Raw genomic sequence first — 17,933 nt, forward strand, 5'->3', positions numbered from 1 at the left:
AGTAAAATTAAATACATTTTACACTCGTTTAAATTACGAGTGTAAATTTTACTCCCGAATTGGTCTGTGGAGACACGAACCATGACGCACAAATGCTAAAAACGAGCCTCGGTCCGTGTCTCCACGGACCGAAATTTATTCTTAAAAATTAAATGAACAAAATCCCAAAAGCTTTCCTCATTTCCGATGTTATTTGCTTTGCACTGTTTTTGGCTTTTTTCTTTTCGTTACCCTCAAAACTGTTTAAAACGCCTACATCGTTTGTAATTGAGGCCAGCAATGGCAATTTATTAAGTGCAGCAATTGCCAGCGATGGACAATGGCGGTTCCCTGTTGCAGATAGTGTTCCCGTAAAATTTAAAGATTGCATCATTGCTTTCGAAGATAAGCGGTTTTATAATCACTTTGGCATTGATTTTTTGGCCATGAGCAGGGCCATGCGTCAGAATTGGAAGGCTAAAAGTGTGGTTAGTGGCGGTAGTACATTAAGCATGCAGGTAATTCGTTTATCGCGAAAACAAGACCGAACGATTTGGCAGAAATTATTGGAAGTAATTTTAGCTTTTCGCTTAGAAATAAAATATTCAAAAGAGGAAATTATAGGCCTATACGCTGCCAATGCGCCATTCGGCAGTAATGTAGTAGGTTTAGAAGCGGCAAGTTGGCGATATTATGGTCGCAATGCAAAAACCCTTTCATGGGGTGAAATGGCAACATTGGCTGTATTGCCCAATAGTCCTTCTTTGGTTCATCCGGGTAAAAACTCGGCGAAATTAATTAAAAAAAGAAACGATTTATTAGATAAGCTGGCTAAACTAAAATACATCGATCAGGCAACGGCCAATTTAGCTAAACTAGAACCCGTTCCAGGTAAGCCTATGCCTCTACCCCAAAATGCACCGCATCTGTTGAACCGTTTTAAAATAGAACGAGCGAGTCTTAAAATTTCCTCTACCAGAATTACTTCTACACTGGATGAAAATATCCAACTAAAGGTTAATGCCATATTAAAACGGTACAATAACCGTTACCGGGCAAACGACATCAATAATATTTCGGCGCTGGTACTCAATGCCAAAACCGGTCAGGTAGTAAGTTATGTAGGTAATATTTATCAGCCAGAAAATGCCGAGCTGCAAAGCCACGTGGATATGATTAAAGCGCCACGAAGTCCTGGCAGTACCTTAAAACCCTTGCTTTATGCCAGTATGATGAATGATGGCTTTATATTACCGCACACCTTAGTCCCCGATATCCCGACTCAAATAGCGGGCTATTCACCACAAAATTATGATCTGGGCTATGATGGCGCCGTTGCTGCCGATAAAGCGCTGAGCCGCTCCTTAAACATCCCTGCAGTGAAAATGCTGCAACAATATAAATACGAACGTTTTTACGATAAACTTAAAAAACTTGGAATTGGAACACTTAACCAACCAGCAGATCATTATGGACTGTCGTTAATTTTAGGCGGCAGCGAAGTTACAATGTGGGATCTGGCTAACACCTACATGGGCATGGTACGTACGCTAAACCATTTCAATACCTATAAAGGTTTGTATAACCCTGAAGATTATAAACCTGCAAGCTATTTCAATAACGAAAATAAACATGAAAAAGATTATCAGCGCACCTCCTTTTTAGACCACGGCTCGATTTGGGCTACTTTTAATGCAATGGAAGAGGTAATGCGACCAGGTGATGAAGGTTTATGGGAGCAGTTTTCTTCATCGCAAAGAGTTGCCTGGAAAACAGGAACGAGTTTCGGTTTTCGCGATGCCTGGGCTGTTGGTTTAACACCAAATTATGTGGTTTGTGTTTGGGTGGGCAATGCCGATGGAGAAGGAAGACCAGGCCTGGTAGGAATTGAAACAGCTGCTCCAGTCCTATTTGACATTTTTAGGTTACTGCCTAATGGAAAATGGTTCGAAACACCGGCCACCAAACTTAAAAAGATAAAAATATGCAAGCAGAGCGGTTATAAAGCCGGAGAGTACTGTACAAATGTAACAGAAGAATTAGTGCCGGTTGCAGGAGAGAAAACTGTCGTTTGTCCTTTCCACAAATTGGTTCATTTGGACAGAACAGGCACATTTAGGGTTACCGACCAATGTGAAAGCATTACCCATATGCAGCACAAAAGCTGGTTTATTTTACCGCCAGCAATGGAGTATTATTACAAAATAAAGAATAGCGACTATAAATCCCTCCCTCCTTTTAAAGATGGTTGCGACCTTTCAGGTGGAAATAACGTAATGGAGGTAATTTACCCGAAAAACAATGCAATAGTTTACATTCCTTTAGAGCTAGATGGAACAAGAGGCAAAATTGTGATTAATGCAGCTCACAGAAATTCAGGCTCTAAAATATATTGGCATATTGATAATGAATATGTTAGCACCACTACTAATTTTCATCAATTGGCCATTAGTCCACCGCCTGGTAGACATACTTTAACCCTGGTTGATGAAAATGGAGAAAGGCTGGTGCAAACTTTTACGGTTTTAGACAAAGACAAGAAAGGTGGAAGGTAGCAAGGTTTAGGGTTTAGGGTTTAGGGTTTAGGGTTTAGGGGTCAACCACTAACACCGTTTTATATTTTGCATGTTTCAATATTGTAAAGTTCTATAAACCTGATCAAATGGAAATCTTTTAATTTCCAGTAACTTAACTTTTAGCACAGCATTAAAAAGATTAGAACGAGAGCAGGGCTGCTGCAACCGATTACTAGAGAAACCTACTTTTCTAAAACTTCAAAGATTAAATGGCTTACGTAAATCTATTATACTTCGGTTCTTGTAACCACTAGCTGCCGCGAAATTGTTCCATAAACAATCAGATACTGCGCAATCATGTAGGTTGCCATAATTAATGCCCCACTTTGTGGAATGGGCTGAGCGAATTTATTTACGGCCAGTACACTGTCTGACAATAAGAAAAACAGCGCACCATATAAAATGAGTTTAAAGCTGAAAATATTCACTTTCCCATACCGGTTAACGGCCATAATAGCCATAACCGTGATAATAATGGCATACATTAAAACGGGAAACTGCATTGCGCCTAGTTTTGGCTGCAGGTAGAAAAACAGGCCCGAACAAAAAATAGCAAATGCGCCTACAGCCCACAAAAAATAAGGCGTTTTGTGATTGGGATTCGATCTATGATCGAGTGTAAATGCCCTGATGTAAAAAATATGGCAGGCTACAAAGGCGATTAACCCAAAGATAAAAAAACTTGGTTTACCGCTTTGAAACATCAGCAAAATATCACCAGCCCAGGCAAAAATTAATCCGATGAAGATTCTCTTATGGAAACGCCCTTTCAAGTTTGTGCTCAGATAAAGCCATATCAAAAGTACCACCACAATTAATGGCTTAGAGAAATTTCGGAGCTCAATATTATTGGCATATTCGGCATATAGCTGAATTACAAATACAAGGAAAAATATAAATGAAAATAGCTTAGTCTTCATCAGGGTTGGGATTTGCCTTTTGCAAATTAAAAAACCAAATTACGGATATTAACTGGATAGCCACAAAAATTACTTGATATCCGACCGGAAATTTCAAAAATAAAACCAGCAAAACACCAAACAGCAGCCTAAAATACTCGAACTTAATTTGCCATGCCTTTTGTTCTAATAATGCACCACAGGTAATTAATGTGGATATGGTAAAAATAGCTCCTGATACTAAAACAATGGTTTCCATTTTATGATAGGAAAATAGTATTGCAGAACCGGCAGTTAAAGCAATTAAAAACTGGATTAGCACGTAACCCGTTAACTTTGACTGATATGCTGGATTATACTTTTTATAGGTTTCTACATTTATTTCCGGCGCATATTGAAATCCGCCCAAGTGTGCTGGAAACCAGCCAGGTGGTTTTAGAAAAACTTTAATTTTATCGCTGAATTTAGGTGATTGCTTTGCTGTTTTAACCAGGTCATCCCAATAATGAAGATTAGCCCAAACGGGATTCCAGCTGGCCAAAGGTTTGGTGATACCATAATAAACCTCTTCTTCTTCTTTCTGAAAAGTACCAAAAAAGCGGTCCCAGATAATCAATGTACCTGCGTGGTTTTTATCAATATATTTTGGATTAGAGCCATGATGTACCCGATGATGTGAAGGCGTATTTAAAATATACTCTAAAAAGCCCATGCTTTTTATGGCTCTGGTGTGAATCCAAAACTGATACAAAGTATTGAAAGAACTTAATGTTAAAAACATAATCGGATCAAAACCAACAAATGCCAATGGAAGATAAAATACCCAGCTAAACCAGCCCTGAAACCAGCTTTGCCGCAAAGCCACGGTTAAATTATATTCTTCTGATTGGTGATGTACAATATGTGCGGCCCATAAAGCATTTACCTCATGGCTCATCCGATGAAACCAATAATAGAAAAAATCGACACCAATAAATAGCAGTATCCAAACCCATATTGTTTTAGGCAATTCAAATAAACGCCAGTGCTCGAAAATATACTTGTAACCAAAAAACAATGCGGTTTTCATAAATATCCCGGTGAGCTGCTGCCCTATACCCTGACTTAAATTGGCAATACTATCATTAAGCCGATAATAATTTAGTTTTTTATAAAAATTATAAGCCAATTCTATTCCGATCAGAATAAAAAACACGGGTACAGATAACGCAATGTAATCTACTTTCATATAAATGGGAAGAAATATTTGGCCAGCAATATTACTCTACAATTTAGAAATTTTTTGGCTCAACATAAAATCTAATTCATGTAATATTTGTGCTTGTTTGATCTTATTTATTGATTTTTATGAAATTCAGCTTACCTTTGAAAGGCTAAACTAATGCTTTTGGCGTTATTAACTTTTCATTTAAATCATCCCATCTATGAAAAAATTATCTCTCCTGTTGTTGCTCATTGCTTCGGCATTTTATACAAAGAGCCAAACGCTAGTATTAGCCAAAGATGCCGCTCAACATATCGGTAAAAATGTAACCATTTGCGATTCGGTATATAGTGCAAAAGCTTTAGACAAATTAATTTTAATTAATTTAGGCGGTGCCTATCCAAAAGAGCTGATCACCGTAGTCATCAATAAAGAAGATGAGCGTAAATTCCCTTCAGAACCTTCGAGTATGTTTATGGGAAATAAAATCTGTGTTACCGGAATTATATCTGAATATAAGGGCAAAAAACAGATTTTAGTTACCGATCCGAAGCAGATTACCGTAAAATAAACAGCCTAATCATCAAACTGCGGTATTATTGCCGCTTTAGCCGCCTCGATATAAAGTAAAACCTGATTAACACAAGCTGTTAAACTTTCTTGTACCTCGTGTTCCCAAAAGCGCATTACGGTATAGCCTTGAGCATGCAGCTGTTGGTTAATATGTTTATCGCGCTGCATATTTCGTTCAATCTTCGGAATCCAAAAACCCGAATTTGTTTTTAAAGCTGATTTCTTTTCATCCCATTTGTAACCATGCCAAAAATCGCCATCTACAAATATGGCGAGCCTGTACTTATTGATAACCAGATCGGGTTTGCCAGGAAAATTTTTAGGATGGATTCTAAACCTAACATGTTTGCCCCAAAGCGCCTTGCGTAGTTTCAACTCGGCCAGGCTATTTTTTGCCCTAATTTTAGACATATTTTTACTCCGCTGTACAGTGGTATAAAAACCGGCACTTTCTTCAAAGCGGGGGACTTTAATATCCTCATCTTTATATGGCTTAGGCTCCATAACAAAGAAACCATTAATAGCTATAAATTGTTTAAAAAATTGGCGACAGAAAGGGGCGATATTGATCAACCTAAGCACCTCCTCATTTAAAGGAGGGGGCTTCGGCTGGAGCGTTAATACAAAACGTATAATTTATGAGTAAATTGTCGAACGGTGTGCTCCTTCAGTCGGCAGGAAATTAATCCTGCCAACCTCGTAAGCATAGATATCCTTATTATCTGATTCGAAGATTGAAAATCATTTCAACATATCATAGCGGATTATACAGATAGGCGTATTTCCTTGATGAATCGTTTTATTTCCTTGATGAATATTTTTGGTCTTGTAGCTTTTCTTATACTAAAAACTTAATGATTAAATAAGGCAAGCCTAAAGCTACAGCACCGCCATAAATAATATCGAGCCAAAAGAATGACCCCAATGCTCCTGCATAAATAAAACCAACAATTGGCGTTACAACAGCTTTAGATAACCACGAACTTGTTTCAGATTTCACAACAGCATTCCATAGGGTGCTTGCATCACCTGTGCTTGGAAAAGCATGGGCCCCGATCGAAATGGCCAGATACATCAATAGATAATCTAAAATATTGGCCGAATCGAATTTAAACTGTAATGAAGCAGAAAAGCCGATGATAAAGCACAATAATGTATTAATAATAAATGGACCTACAGAAATAAATACTGTTTGATAAACCTTTGGTGCAGGTTCATGAAGCACATAGCCAACGGGATTTTCCACCCTGAAATAACAAACTTCAAAAACCGGAACTTTAAATAACCTGCAAAATAACTGATGGGCAAGCTCATGAACAATTACACCTGGAAAAGTAGCTATACTGATAAAAATACCTGGAATAAACATAATTTGATTTTTTAATTACCTATAAATTTCTGAACCGTTAATAATAAGTGTTAACCGTTTTGAGATCGTGCTATCACCTGATTCTGCTTCATGAGCTTTAATTTTAGCTAAACTGGCTAAACTTTCTTTCTTCTTACCAGCAAAATGCTCTACCATTGCTTTTGCTTCAATAGCACTATTGTTATCAGGGCTTAATTCCATTGCCTTTGCTGCATAAATAGCAGCATCTTTATCGTGTTTCCGTTTTAGTTCTATCCTTGCTTTCTGAGATAAAGCATAAACATCTTCTGCGTTTAAACTTAATAAACGATCGCAATACGCAAGCGCATCATCATATTTAGCTGTATTTCTTTTTACTGCAGACATTAAGCTTACTGCCTGATAAAAATTCGAATCTACTGCCAACACTTTATTTATGATGCTTTCTACCCGTTCATAATCTTTCAGTTCGTATAAGAAATTTGCAATATGGGTTTTCAAAGCAATTTCTTGAGTGCTATCTGTTAAGGCCAATAATTTTTCTTTATTGTTTGCAGCAGCTATTATCCTTTTATACATTAAGGTGTCTTTAGGGAAATTCTGATCAATATATGCTGATGCCGCATCTACCCTGCTCAATAAAGATTCATCATCTGTTTTTTTATCAGCAATACGCGAGTATGCCGCACCATACGATTCAAAATCAAGATTATAAGCGCTTGCTATCATCATATATCCATTTGCAGCCATATCATCAGGAAACTTATTTAACACCAGGGCCAGTTCTTGCTGCGCAGTTACAAAATGTTTTTGGTCTATGGCATTTTCGGCCTTACCCAGGTGGATAGCTGCAGAAATGTAGCGTTTCGTCCTTATCAAACTAATTACCATAACGGCAATAATCCCAATGGCGAAAAATTTGATCCATCTGGGAACGGGAAATTTAATTAAGCTTTGCCTGCAATCAGAACATAGATTAATGGCATGGCCTGGTTGATATACATTTAGCTGGCAGTTTACACACAGACTTTCATTAAATTGGCTTTCAGGAGCACCCCCTGTAGATTGGTTTTCTTGCATTGAGATCACGTTAAACCATAAAGATAATATTTTTTATCAATTTCGGCATTTCAGAGATTCACCTTTAAAATGATTGAAAATTTTGTATCTATTAACAGAAAATCCATAGTTTTGATTTTTCGATCTGCCTATGTCTACTCTTTTAAAACGAAATACGCTAATTTTTATCCTTATTTTACTGATTGCTGCATTTACCTGTTTAAGTTTTTTCATTGCACAGCATCCCATACTTGATTTTGACATTAAAACTTCGTTGTTCATTCAGCAATATCATGCAGATTGGTTAGATAAATTGATGTTGGCCATCAGTTTTTTTGGAGAACTCCCCTATTCATTACTTTCGGTAATAGTGGTAGCAATCATATTTTACCAGCAAAAATATAAACGCGAAGGCCTATTCGTTTCTACGGTGCTCTTGTCTGGATTAGTTATTCTGGGTATAAAAAATGTGATTAACCGCCCGCGTCCTACCGCATTTTACGTACGGCTGGTGGAAATAAACCGCTTTCAGAGCTATCCCAGTGGTCATGTACTTTCTTATACCCTCTTTTTTGGCTTCTTGATTATTTTGATGAATACTTTAAAAGGGGTACCGAAGTTAACTAGAAATATAGTGACTTATTTATCAGCATTTTTGATGATCACCATTGCACCATCCAGAATTTATCTGGGTGCACATTGGTTTACCGATACAGTTGGTGGTTTTCTGTTAGGCTTAATCTGCCTTTTTCCGCTTTGCTATTTTTACTTCAAAAAGAAAGCAAATTAACCCTTTTCTTCTGTCTTTTCTTTCTTTCTAATCCTGCTTAAAGTTTCGATTCGCATCCCCAGGTAACTGGCTAAAAATTTTAGAGGAACCCTAGACTTTATAGTAGGATACCCGATTTTAAACTGTTTGTACCTTATTTCTGCTGAGGGGATTCGTGATAAAATAGATCGCTCTTGCGACATATGATAATGTATGGCCAATAATTTTCTAGCCAAAATATTGGTTTCAGGAAACTGTGCGTATATGTCGTCAATTAAACGATATGGGAGTATAAGCAGTTCTGAATCTTCCAGTGCCTGATATTGTTCCTGATAAGTTGGAATAAGCGTTCCCGGATTCCGAATACTACCAATAAAGTGGTTTTCATCTGTTAACCAGGCGGTAATATCTTTTCCTTCATCCATTACAAAAGCCCGCACTAAGCCTTTAATAATAAAAAATAGACAATCGCCACTGATCTCACTATGGTTAGGCAAAACCTCATTCTTACGCACAAAGATTTTGAATGTTTCGGTTTTTATCTGCTCAATTATTTCTTTCTTTAATGGCTGCAGCTCATTTAAATACTTAATAAGAGGATCACTTTCATGATGGGCAGCAGTCATAATATTTATCTGGGGTTTTAAAACGATGCAAGCTATTGCTTGAATGCCGGATTTCCAAATATGAAAACGAGTGCAACAGCCAAAAAATTACAGTTGTGGATAATTTATTTTTAGCGTTACCCATTTTTGGCACCACTTTGAGGAATAAATTATTCGTTAAATTTTCGCTTTGATAACTATATTTTAACTTAATGATAAAAAAATCTGATAATTTTGCCACCATGACGAATAATACCCCCAAAGCATTTCTTTTCGATCTTAATGGAACCATGATTAACGATATGGCTTTCCACAATCATGCCTGGCATAACATACTTACAAAAGATTTAGGCGCAAGTATTAGCTTCGATGCGGTTAAAAAACAGATGTACGGTAAAAACCAAGATCTGTTAGAACGTGTTTTTGGTATTGGTCATTTCTCTCAGGAACAGATTGATCAGATTTCAATTGAAAAAGAGCATAGATATCAAGCTGCTTATAAAAAACATTTAACGTTAATAGCAGGTTTAGGCGATTTTTTAGAAAAAGCGAAACAATCAGGCATTCAAATGGCAATTGGCTCTGCTGCTATTCCCTTCAACATTAATTTTGTACTCGATAATTTAAATATCCGTTCTTATTTTAAAGCCATAGTAAGTGCCGAAGATGTGGTAAATAGCAAGCCCGATCCGGAAACTTTTACCAAAGGGGCAGAAATTTTAGGCGTTGAAGCCAGCCAATGCATAGTTTTTGAAGATGCACCAAAAGGTGTTGAAGCAGCAGAGAATGCCGGGATGAGATGTGTTGTATTAACAACCATGCATACTAAAGAAGAATTTGCAGCTTACAACAACATTATTGCTTTTATAGAAGATTATACAGATCCGGTTTTACAAGAACTTTTCTAAATTACAACGACCTGCATTTCTACAGGCCGTTGTAATTTTATCATTGTTGGGAGATCTTGAAAACAATTATTTGGTAAATTTATATACCGAGCTTGTTTTATACACCTGCCCAGGCTTTAAAACCGTTGATGGAAAAGCGGGTTGATTTGGTGAATCTGGAAAATGCTGTGTTTCTAATGCAATTGCTGTTCTAAAATCATCTTTAGCACCAGTTTTAAAAGTATTTTTACTTTGCATAAAGTTGCCGCTATAAAATTGCAAACCTGGCTCCTGCGTATAAATATCCATCACTATACCCGACTTATCTCCTTTAACCGTAGCCGCGTGGAACATGCCCATAGCTTTGGTTTTATTCAGCACGTAGTTATGATCATAACCCTTCCCAAAGGTTAACTGTTCGTTTTTATCGTTTATACGCGCACCAATGGTAGTTGCTTTCGTAAAATCGAACGGTGTTCCCTTAACCTTTTCAATCTTTCCTGTTGGGATCAAGGTAGAATCAACAGGCGTGTACTCATCAGCATAAATCTGTACCTCGTGGTTCAAAATCTCACCGCTTCCATCACCATTTAAATTAAAGAATGCGTGGTTTGTTAAATTTACGATAGTGGTTTTATCGGTTTTAGCCTCGTAGTCCATTTTCAGTTCATTATCATCCGTTAAAGTATAAGTTACTTTAACATCTAAATTGCCAGGAAAATTTTCATCGCCATCTTTTGATAAGTAATGAAGCACTAAGGTATTGGCACTTGGCTGAGAAGCATCCCAAACAACATATTGATAGCCTTTTTTTCCGCCATGAAGGGTATTCTGTCCGTTATTGGTAAATAGCGAATAGGTTTTGCCTTCAAGCGTAAATTTACCCTTTGCTATGCGGTTGCCATATCGGCCAATAGTTGCACCAAAATAGGGCTCGGTTGATTTTTCGTAATCATGAATACTTTTAAAACCTACTACCACATCAACTAACTTACCATCTTTATTTGGCACCAGTAAACTCACCAGGCGACCACCATAATTGGTAAAAATAGCCTCCGCATTATTCTTATTCTTTAAGGTGTATAATGCTGTTTGTTTACCATCAATTTCCTTTTTAAAAGAATCGGCGACAAGTTTTACAACAGCTATTGAATCGTCTTTTAAACGATCAGCTGATGAAGATTTTTTGGATCCGGACTGGCAAGATGCAAAGCCGATTACAGCCAGCATACCGAGGCTCGTTAATGATTGTAATTTCATAAATTGGAATACTTGGTTTAGAATTTTTAATTAAGTTTTTAAATATAAATATATGACTTAACATTACAAATAAAACGATTTAGAATAATCAAAAATGCATATATTAAATAATAATTTAATTAAACATCAGCAATGATACGATTTGTAGAAATGGTGATAACAAAATGTTGAACGATTGGAAAATCTTTGATTTATTTTATCGTCTTCCTGAGCCAATGACTATCGGATTTATTTCAGGGTCTTTTTTAAAAGATGAACTAAATGCAAGATCTTGAATGAATTCAGCAACGGTTATTATCCAGCAAAATTGAACTTTCAGCATTTTTACTCATTTGAAGATAATATTCACCTAATATCAATTAAAATCCAGTAAAACTGATTATTATTGCGGCAATCAAATCCCAAATATGAATCAAATCATTTCAACAGACCGTTACGACAAAATGCTATATCGCCGTTGTGGAAACAGTGGCATAAAATTGCCTGCAATATCGTTGGGTTTATGGCATAATTTCGGGCATGTAAACGTTTTTGAAAACAGCAAAAACCTAATCTACACCGCCTTTAACAATGGGATTACCCATTTCGATTTAGCAAATAATTATGGTCCGCCTCCAGGCTCGGCTGAAGAAGTTTTCGGAAAAATCCTTCATGAGGATTTTAGGGGCTATCGTGATGAAATGATTATTTCTAGCAAAGCCGGATATACCATGTGGGATGGTCCTTATGGCGACTGGGGTTCGAAAAAATACCTGGTTTCTAGTTTAGACCAGAGCTTAAAACGCATGAAACTGGATTATGTCGATATTTTTTATCACCACCGTCCAGATCCTGAAACTCCACTTGAAGAAACCATGGGCGCCTTAAGTCTCTTGGTTCAACAGGGAAAAGCTTTGTATGTTGGTATTTCGAATTATAAGGCAGAAGAAGCTGCAAAAGCTATCAAAATTTTAAAAGATAACGGTACGCCATGTTTAATCCACCAGCCTAAATATTCGATGTTCGAACGTTGGGTAGAAGATGGCTTACTCGATGTTTTGCAACAAAATGGTGTAGGTTGTATCCCATTTTCGCCATTAGCACAAGGTTTACTTACCGATAAATATTTACACGGCATCCCTTCCGATTCGCGAGTGGCCACCAGTGGTATTTTCCTGAAAGAAAGCAATATTACGCCCGAGAAATTAGCCGTGATTGCCAAACTAAATGATGTTGCCAAATCGCGTGGTCAAAAATTAGCACACATGGCTTTATCGTGGATACTAAAAGACGAGAGAATTACCACAGTATTAATAGGTGCCAGTAAACCAGAGCAAATTACGGATTCAATTAAAGCTTTAGATAATATAATTTTTAGTGATACTGAAGTAAAACTGATTGATGAAATTTTAAGTTAAAAAAACGATCGTCATTCCCGCCGCAGTGTTCCAAAGGAATCCTTCGACGGGAAGTCTTTGAGCAACCCGAAAGACATAATCCAAAGATTTCTCTTCCGAATTGACTTCGGAGCTTTGCTTCAGTCGAAATGACGATTTATTTTAAGCTGTCATCCAATCATTTACTTTTTCTTAACTAATTCAAAACTTTAACTGCAGTTTAATCATACAAGATTAGGGCTTTGATTTGAATTAGCGCTTTACAGGCAGCGAAAAGTGAAATGTAGAGCCGGCGCCATAATTACTTTCTGCCCAAATTTTCCCTTGATGTAAGTTTATAATCTCTGCACTTAGGTATAAACCAATCCCAAAACCTGAAATGGTTTTAGTTTGCTGGTTTTCTACGCGATAAAACCGATCAAAAAGTTTCTCCAAATCATGAGCCTCGATACCAATGCCGTTATCTGTTACCGAAACATGTACTTCATTTCCCAAGGCTTCTGATTGAACATAAACAATACTGCCCTGATCTGAATATTTTACAGCGTTGCTAATCAAATTTGAAATTACAGAGCCAATTTTATCTTTATCTGCGTATATTAATTTAGGTTCCCCCTCTGCAAAATTAATCTGATTAGTGGGATGAATTAACCTTAGGTCTTCTACAAGATCACAAATCACTTTATCAAGATCAAAATGAGATAGGCTCAAGTGAATTTCCCCTGATTCTAAACGTGATACATTTAAAAAAGAACTGATCATAGCACTCATCTTCCGGATCTGTTTTTGAACTTTATCTAAAGTATTTACGACAAAAAGATCTGTTAAACTCCTACTCTGCATCAATTGAACATAAGCACTAATAGAGGTTAAAGGCGTTTTTAGCTCATGGCTTACCATACTGATGAAATCATTCTTTTGCCGTTCTTCCTTTATACTGATTAGCATCTGTTCCTGATCTAGTGCTTCCCGTTGCAGTTCAGTCTCTTTAATGGCTTGTTTCGCATTAACCATATCAGTCACATCTCTTGCGGTATGAAGAATACAATAAGGCATCCCAGCTTCATCCTTAATGGCTCGGTATTCATAAGCATAATAAGCTGTTTGTAATCTCCCATCCCTTAGGGTTTCGGCCGGAATAGCATCTCCTTTATCTGTAATGCCTGTTAGCAATACATTTTTCAGCATATTGATAAAAGGCTGGCCCTTTAACTCTGGCACAGCATCTTCTAAAGGTTTACCAATAATAGAGCGGTCTTTTCCCCAAAAAGCAATCATGGCATCATTAGCCATTTCGATTACAATATGCTCGGATGTGTATATGGCTGTTGCATCTTTTGATAAGGAAAGAACCTCTAAAAGTTGATTATTATTTAAAACCCTTGAATAATTTTCCATTTATAATTAAAAATTAAAACCCGACGATGCTGATATTTATGATAAAATCAAATTATACTAAGTATCATACAAGTGGCCTTTGCAAAAGTTTGGCTATTATTAATCTTTTATCATCTGGCATTTAATTTATCGCGTATTTTCTGTTTAAGTATTCCTGCGGCCTGAGTATATCCCCCATCTGCTCCATCAACAAAATGAATGTGATCATCCTCCAGATCCCTAACATAACAAGACATGATCGATTCGCCGCTAACATAGAGGCCGTATAAAATTTCATTATTTTTTTCGAGCTGATTAAGCGCTTTCTGTAATATTAATCGCTGCTGTGCAGTTCCGGTAATTACCGTATTTATTCTACCATCTATCACCAGCGTATCCGACATTTCTACAAGCTGTTTCAGGTATTTTTTACCACGCTCCGTTCGGAAATAGATATAGCCATAAATATTGATGAGCCATGATTTGATCAGTTCAAAAAGTTTAATTTTTCCAATTCGGTGTTTCATCTCTTTTCCTAAACTGTTGAAACTTGTTTTGAAAATCAACTTGGAAACTGAAATCGGCTGACGCTTTTCGGGTGTTCCGTAAATTTGATCGAGATGATGGATCACTTTGCTGAATACGGCTGCCTGTTGCGTTATTTCTGGAACTATAACGATTAATGTAACTACCTCATCACTGTTTTCGGGTGGTTCTATCTTATCCCAGCGGCATTGCATGCCGCTTAAATCGATTTCATCACTTGCAGTATCATGGCCCGTTAACAGGTAATTCTCTCCCTTGATAATTTGCTCGGCATAAGCCAGGCCATCGCCTAAAACAATGGGGATAGAAAATGTTTCAGCACTACTAAATCTACAAATGTTAAGCGTACGCCCTTGTTTGTAAATTTCTTCAACAGGCATAATCCCAGTCCTTAAATCGAGGTTAAAATTCCGTAAGGTGTTATCTTTGTATTTCAACAGCGATTTCATCACGTCATCTACAATACTGGGCGGAACAATAAAAGAAGCCCCATCGCCACCGAAGAAAAATGGAACCGAAATGTTTGCTTTAAATGCAATATTGAGTACGGCAACAATACTTCCGGTAGCAATAAGGTTAACATTTTCATGCAGACCCGAATTTACAGCAGCGGTTGAACGCTTAATATCGGTAATGATCACACACCAGCTGGCAACCACTTTTTCAAATAGTTGATTTTGAATCAACAATTGATGTAATGGCATTTTATGAATGGGCAGATTGGAATAGAAATGATCTTCGCTATTTGGCATAATTAGATTTGGTATGTCCTAATATACGCATTCAAAAACGCTAAATTTTTCAAAAAAGCTATCTAAAAATTAGTCTTATTTAGAACAAATAAAAATAATTTGCTAATCCGCTTCAAAAATGCTTCCTTTGCGCCAACTAAGAATTAATCTAAATAAAGATGAATAAAAAATTTACTTTTCTTTTAAATTTTATAGCTCTTTTTCTGTTTTTAGCAGGAAATACCATGGCACAAAGCAAAAACGGATCTGTTTCTGGTTCCATTAAAACGAGTGATGGCAATCCGGCCAGTTATGTAAGTGTTGGTTTAAAAAACGCTGGTAAAACGACACAAACTGATGAGAAAGGTAATTTCACGATTAAAAATGTAACTCCCGGCACCTATACGATCAAAACATCAGCTATTGGTGTTTCTGCTCAGGAAAAATCTGTTACTGTAGTGGCTGGTCAAACTGTAAATGCTGATTTCACCATTGCAGAATCTTCATCTCAATTGGATGAAGTAGCCATTAACGGTTACAAAACGCCAAATAGAAAGCCAGCTAACTTAGGTAAAATTGCCATTGCCCCTATGGATCTTCCACAGGCTGTGCAGGTTATTGGTAATCAAGTAATTACTGATCAGCAAGCTAATCGCTTAAGCGATGTGCTGAAAAATGTAAACGGTGTAGCTTTTGCTGAAAATCGTGGCTCGGTAAGTGGTGAGGCTTTTTTTGCTCGCGGTTATAATTTAGGTGCTAATAATGTTTTCAAAAATGGATCACGTGCTACCAGTGGTGGTATGCCCGAAACCAGTACTTTGGAATCAGTTGAAGTTTTAAAAGGAAGTGCTGCATTGCTTTATGGTGGCGTAAGCGGTGGAGCTGTAGTAAATCTAGTAACTAAAAAACCGAAATTTGAAAATGGTGGTGAAGTATCAATGCGCACCGGCAGTTATGGCATGTACAAACCAACAGGAGATGTTTATGGCCCGATTACAAAGAACCTTGCTTTCCGTTTAATTGGTACTTACGAAGATGCTGCAAGTTTCAGAAACAATGTAAACTCGAATAGGGTTTATGTAAATCCATCTTTGCTTTACAAGATTAGCGAGAAAACAGACATTTTATTACAGGGTGATTATTTGAAAAGCAACATGACACCAGATTTTGGTGTTGGTACTGTTGAAAACCAAATTGCTGATATCGGCCGTAATGCTTTTGTAAATGCGCCTTGGGCATATAACAAAACGAATACAGCAACAGCACAATTAAACATTAACCATAAGTTTAACGACAATTGGAAGTTGAATATATTGGCTAATGCACAATCTTACAACCGCAACTATTTTAGTGCAGAACGTCCATTTGCGGATACTAAAGTGTCTACAAACCCACTTCCCTATGGTATTGCCGCGCGTAATGTTACGCGTTCTAAAACAAAAGAATTTACTTATAATGAGCAGATTAACTTAAATGGTTATTTCAAAACAGGAGGCATAAGCCATACCTTATTGGTTGGTGCTGATGCAGATCAATCGCGTACAACTAGTGGTGGGTTTACCTTCAACAATGGGGTAACTCCTTTTAACTACGGCAATGTAAACCTACTTGATCCATCAACTTATTTTGGGTCAGGCATTGAGCCAAATGTTAACGTAGTTTCAGAAGTTTTTGCTCCACTATATCGCATGGGTACATTTGTACAGGATTTGGTTTCGATTACTGATAAATTTAAAGTTCTTGCCGGAATCCGTTATACTTTCCAGAAAACCCCCAGAACAGTTACTACAAACTTAGCCACTGGTGTACAAACCTTAAGTATTAACAGCTTAAATAAATCAAAAGCAGAAAGTGCATTTACACCGAAATTTGGGTTGATTTACCAACCATTAAAAACAACGTCAATTTATGCCAGTTATTCGAGCAATTTTGTTCAGAACGCTGGAACTGATATAAATTTAGCCCCATTAGACCCATCAACTTTACAACAATATGAAGCTGGCGTTAAAAACGATTTATTTAAAGGCAGACTATCGGTTAACTTAACCTGGTACAGAATTGCGAACGATAAATTTGCACAACAAGCGCTTGTCAACGCTCAAGGAGCACCAAACGGTGATGCAAATATCAAAGAGCTTAATGGAAAATCTTTAAGTGATGGTTTAGAACTTGATATTACTGGTACAATTGTAAAGGGATTAAACTTTATTGCTGGTTATAGCTACAACTTTATCCGTTATACAGAAACCCGTGACAGAACAGTTTTGAAAGTGGCTGCACCAACCCAAGCCGATCCTAATGCAACGAAGGATGTTATTGTAGGTGGTATTATAGAGGGGCAGCGATTGGTCGGTTCAACAAAAAACACTGCCAATGGTACCCTATTTTATACCTTCCAGGAAGGAAGCCTTAAAGGTTTAAAACTTGGTGCCTCCGCTTACTATACCGGAGCTCGTAACGGTGGTTATAATGACACTAAAATTCAAACCTACAGCAGGTTAATTCCTTTAAGCGCATTTACCACATTCGACCTTTCTGCAGGATACAACTGGAAAAAAATCTCACTTCTTGCTAAAGTTTCGAACCTTACCAATGAGCTGAATTATTTCGTTCACGAAAACTACAGCGTAAACCCTATTGCTCCACGCCAGTTTGTAACCACATTATCTTATAAATTCTAATTATACGAATAGACTAAACAAAAAGCTCCAGATCAGCAGATCTGGAGCTTTTTGTTTTTATAA

15 protein-coding genes are annotated in these 17,933 nt (G+C 37.1%); 6 read left to right on the top strand and 9 right to left on the bottom strand.

The window, feature by feature from the left end; genetic code table 11:
- Positions 1-152 precede the first annotated feature (152 nt).
- On the top strand, positions 153-2,534 hold the full coding sequence (gene pbpC / locus LQ227_RS17440; protein WP_230150149.1) for a penicillin-binding protein 1C: 2,382 nt from the start codon (positions 153-155) through the stop codon (positions 2,532-2,534).
- 248 nt (positions 2,535-2,782) lie between these two features.
- Here pbpC and LQ227_RS17445 read toward each other — a convergent pair whose 3' ends face one another.
- Positions 2,783-3,475, bottom strand: a complete 693-nt coding sequence (locus LQ227_RS17445) for a lysoplasmalogenase (RefSeq protein ID WP_230140340.1) — start codon at positions 3,473-3,475, stop codon at positions 2,783-2,785.
- A complete protein-coding gene (locus LQ227_RS17450; protein ID WP_230140337.1) occupies positions 3,465-4,682 on the bottom strand; it encodes a sterol desaturase family protein in 1,218 nt (405 codons plus the stop codon). The genes LQ227_RS17445 and LQ227_RS17450 overlap by 11 nt, the downstream gene beginning before the upstream one ends.
- 196 nt (positions 4,683-4,878) lie before the next feature.
- Between LQ227_RS17450 and LQ227_RS17455 the strand changes: the two genes are divergently transcribed.
- Positions 4,879-5,229 (top strand): hypothetical protein, encoded by a 351-nt coding sequence (locus LQ227_RS17455; protein ID WP_230140336.1) that lies wholly within the window; start codon positions 4,879-4,881, stop codon positions 5,227-5,229.
- 5 nt (positions 5,230-5,234) lie between these two features.
- Here the strand turns inward: LQ227_RS17455 and LQ227_RS17460 are convergent, their stop codons facing one another.
- The 3 genes from LQ227_RS17460 to LQ227_RS17470 all read right to left on the bottom strand — a co-directional run bounded on the left by LQ227_RS17460 (position 5,235) and on the right by LQ227_RS17470 (position 7,659).
- Positions 5,235-5,735 (bottom strand): very short patch repair endonuclease, encoded by a 501-nt coding sequence (locus LQ227_RS17460; protein WP_230150150.1) that lies wholly within the window; start codon positions 5,733-5,735, stop codon positions 5,235-5,237.
- Positions 5,736-6,069: 334 nt separating this feature from the next.
- Positions 6,070-6,600 (bottom strand): metalloprotease family protein, encoded by a 531-nt coding sequence (locus tag LQ227_RS17465; protein ID WP_199564454.1) that lies wholly within the window; start codon positions 6,598-6,600, stop codon positions 6,070-6,072.
- A gap of 15 nt (positions 6,601-6,615) precedes the next feature.
- On the bottom strand, positions 6,616-7,659 hold the full coding sequence (locus LQ227_RS17470; RefSeq protein WP_230140332.1) for a hypothetical protein: 1,044 nt from the start codon (positions 7,657-7,659) through the stop codon (positions 6,616-6,618).
- Between the two features lie 130 nt (positions 7,660-7,789).
- On the opposite strand from LQ227_RS17470, the gene LQ227_RS17475 reads away from it, so the two are divergent.
- Positions 7,790-8,428 carry a phosphatase PAP2 family protein gene (locus LQ227_RS17475; protein WP_230140324.1) on the top strand — a complete coding sequence of 213 codons (639 nt, stop codon included), beginning with the start codon at positions 7,790-7,792 and terminating at the stop codon, positions 8,426-8,428.
- On the opposite strand, the gene LQ227_RS17480 is transcribed toward LQ227_RS17475, so the two are convergent.
- Positions 8,425-9,033, bottom strand: a complete 609-nt coding sequence (locus tag LQ227_RS17480; protein WP_230140323.1) for a Crp/Fnr family transcriptional regulator — start codon at positions 9,031-9,033, stop codon at positions 8,425-8,427. The two genes, LQ227_RS17475 and LQ227_RS17480, sit on opposite strands and share 4 nt — an antisense overlap.
- A 191-nt stretch (positions 9,034-9,224) precedes the next feature.
- Here LQ227_RS17480 and LQ227_RS17485 point away from each other — a divergent pair, with 191 nt between their 5' ends.
- Entirely contained in the window at positions 9,225-9,920 is a 696-nt protein-coding gene (locus tag LQ227_RS17485) for an HAD family phosphatase (protein ID WP_230140321.1), read from the top strand.
- Between the two features lie 66 nt (positions 9,921-9,986).
- On the opposite strand, the gene LQ227_RS17490 is transcribed toward LQ227_RS17485, so the two are convergent.
- Positions 9,987-11,159 carry an aldose epimerase family protein gene (locus LQ227_RS17490; protein ID WP_230140312.1) on the bottom strand — a complete coding sequence of 391 codons (1,173 nt, stop codon included), beginning with the start codon at positions 11,157-11,159 and terminating at the stop codon, positions 9,987-9,989.
- A 407-nt stretch (positions 11,160-11,566) separates the two neighbouring features.
- On the opposite strand from LQ227_RS17490, the gene mgrA reads away from it, so the two are divergent.
- Complete coding sequence (gene mgrA / locus LQ227_RS17495; RefSeq protein WP_230140310.1) at positions 11,567-12,556, top strand: L-glyceraldehyde 3-phosphate reductase; 990 nt, start codon at positions 11,567-11,569, stop codon at positions 12,554-12,556.
- 231 nt (positions 12,557-12,787) lie between these two features.
- On the opposite strand, the gene LQ227_RS17500 is transcribed toward mgrA, so the two are convergent.
- Both LQ227_RS17500 and LQ227_RS17505 read right to left on the bottom strand, forming a co-directional pair.
- Complete coding sequence (locus LQ227_RS17500; protein ID WP_230150152.1) at positions 12,788-13,933, bottom strand: PAS domain-containing sensor histidine kinase; 1,146 nt, start codon at positions 13,931-13,933, stop codon at positions 12,788-12,790.
- Positions 13,934-14,043: 110 nt separating this feature from the next.
- On the bottom strand, positions 14,044-15,210 hold the full coding sequence (locus LQ227_RS17505) for a DUF3095 domain-containing protein (RefSeq protein WP_230150154.1): 1,167 nt from the start codon (positions 15,208-15,210) through the stop codon (positions 14,044-14,046).
- Positions 15,211-15,368: 158 nt separating this feature from the next.
- Here LQ227_RS17505 and LQ227_RS17510 point away from each other — a divergent pair, with 158 nt between their 5' ends.
- Positions 15,369-17,870, top strand: coding sequence for a TonB-dependent receptor (locus LQ227_RS17510; RefSeq protein ID WP_230150156.1), 2,502 nt, complete (start codon positions 15,369-15,371; stop codon positions 17,868-17,870).
- Positions 17,871-17,933 lie beyond the last annotated feature (63 nt).

The organism is Pedobacter sp. Bi27, from assembly GCF_918698255.1.
In the GTDB taxonomy this organism is placed as follows: domain Bacteria; phylum Bacteroidota; class Bacteroidia; order Sphingobacteriales; family Sphingobacteriaceae; genus Pedobacter.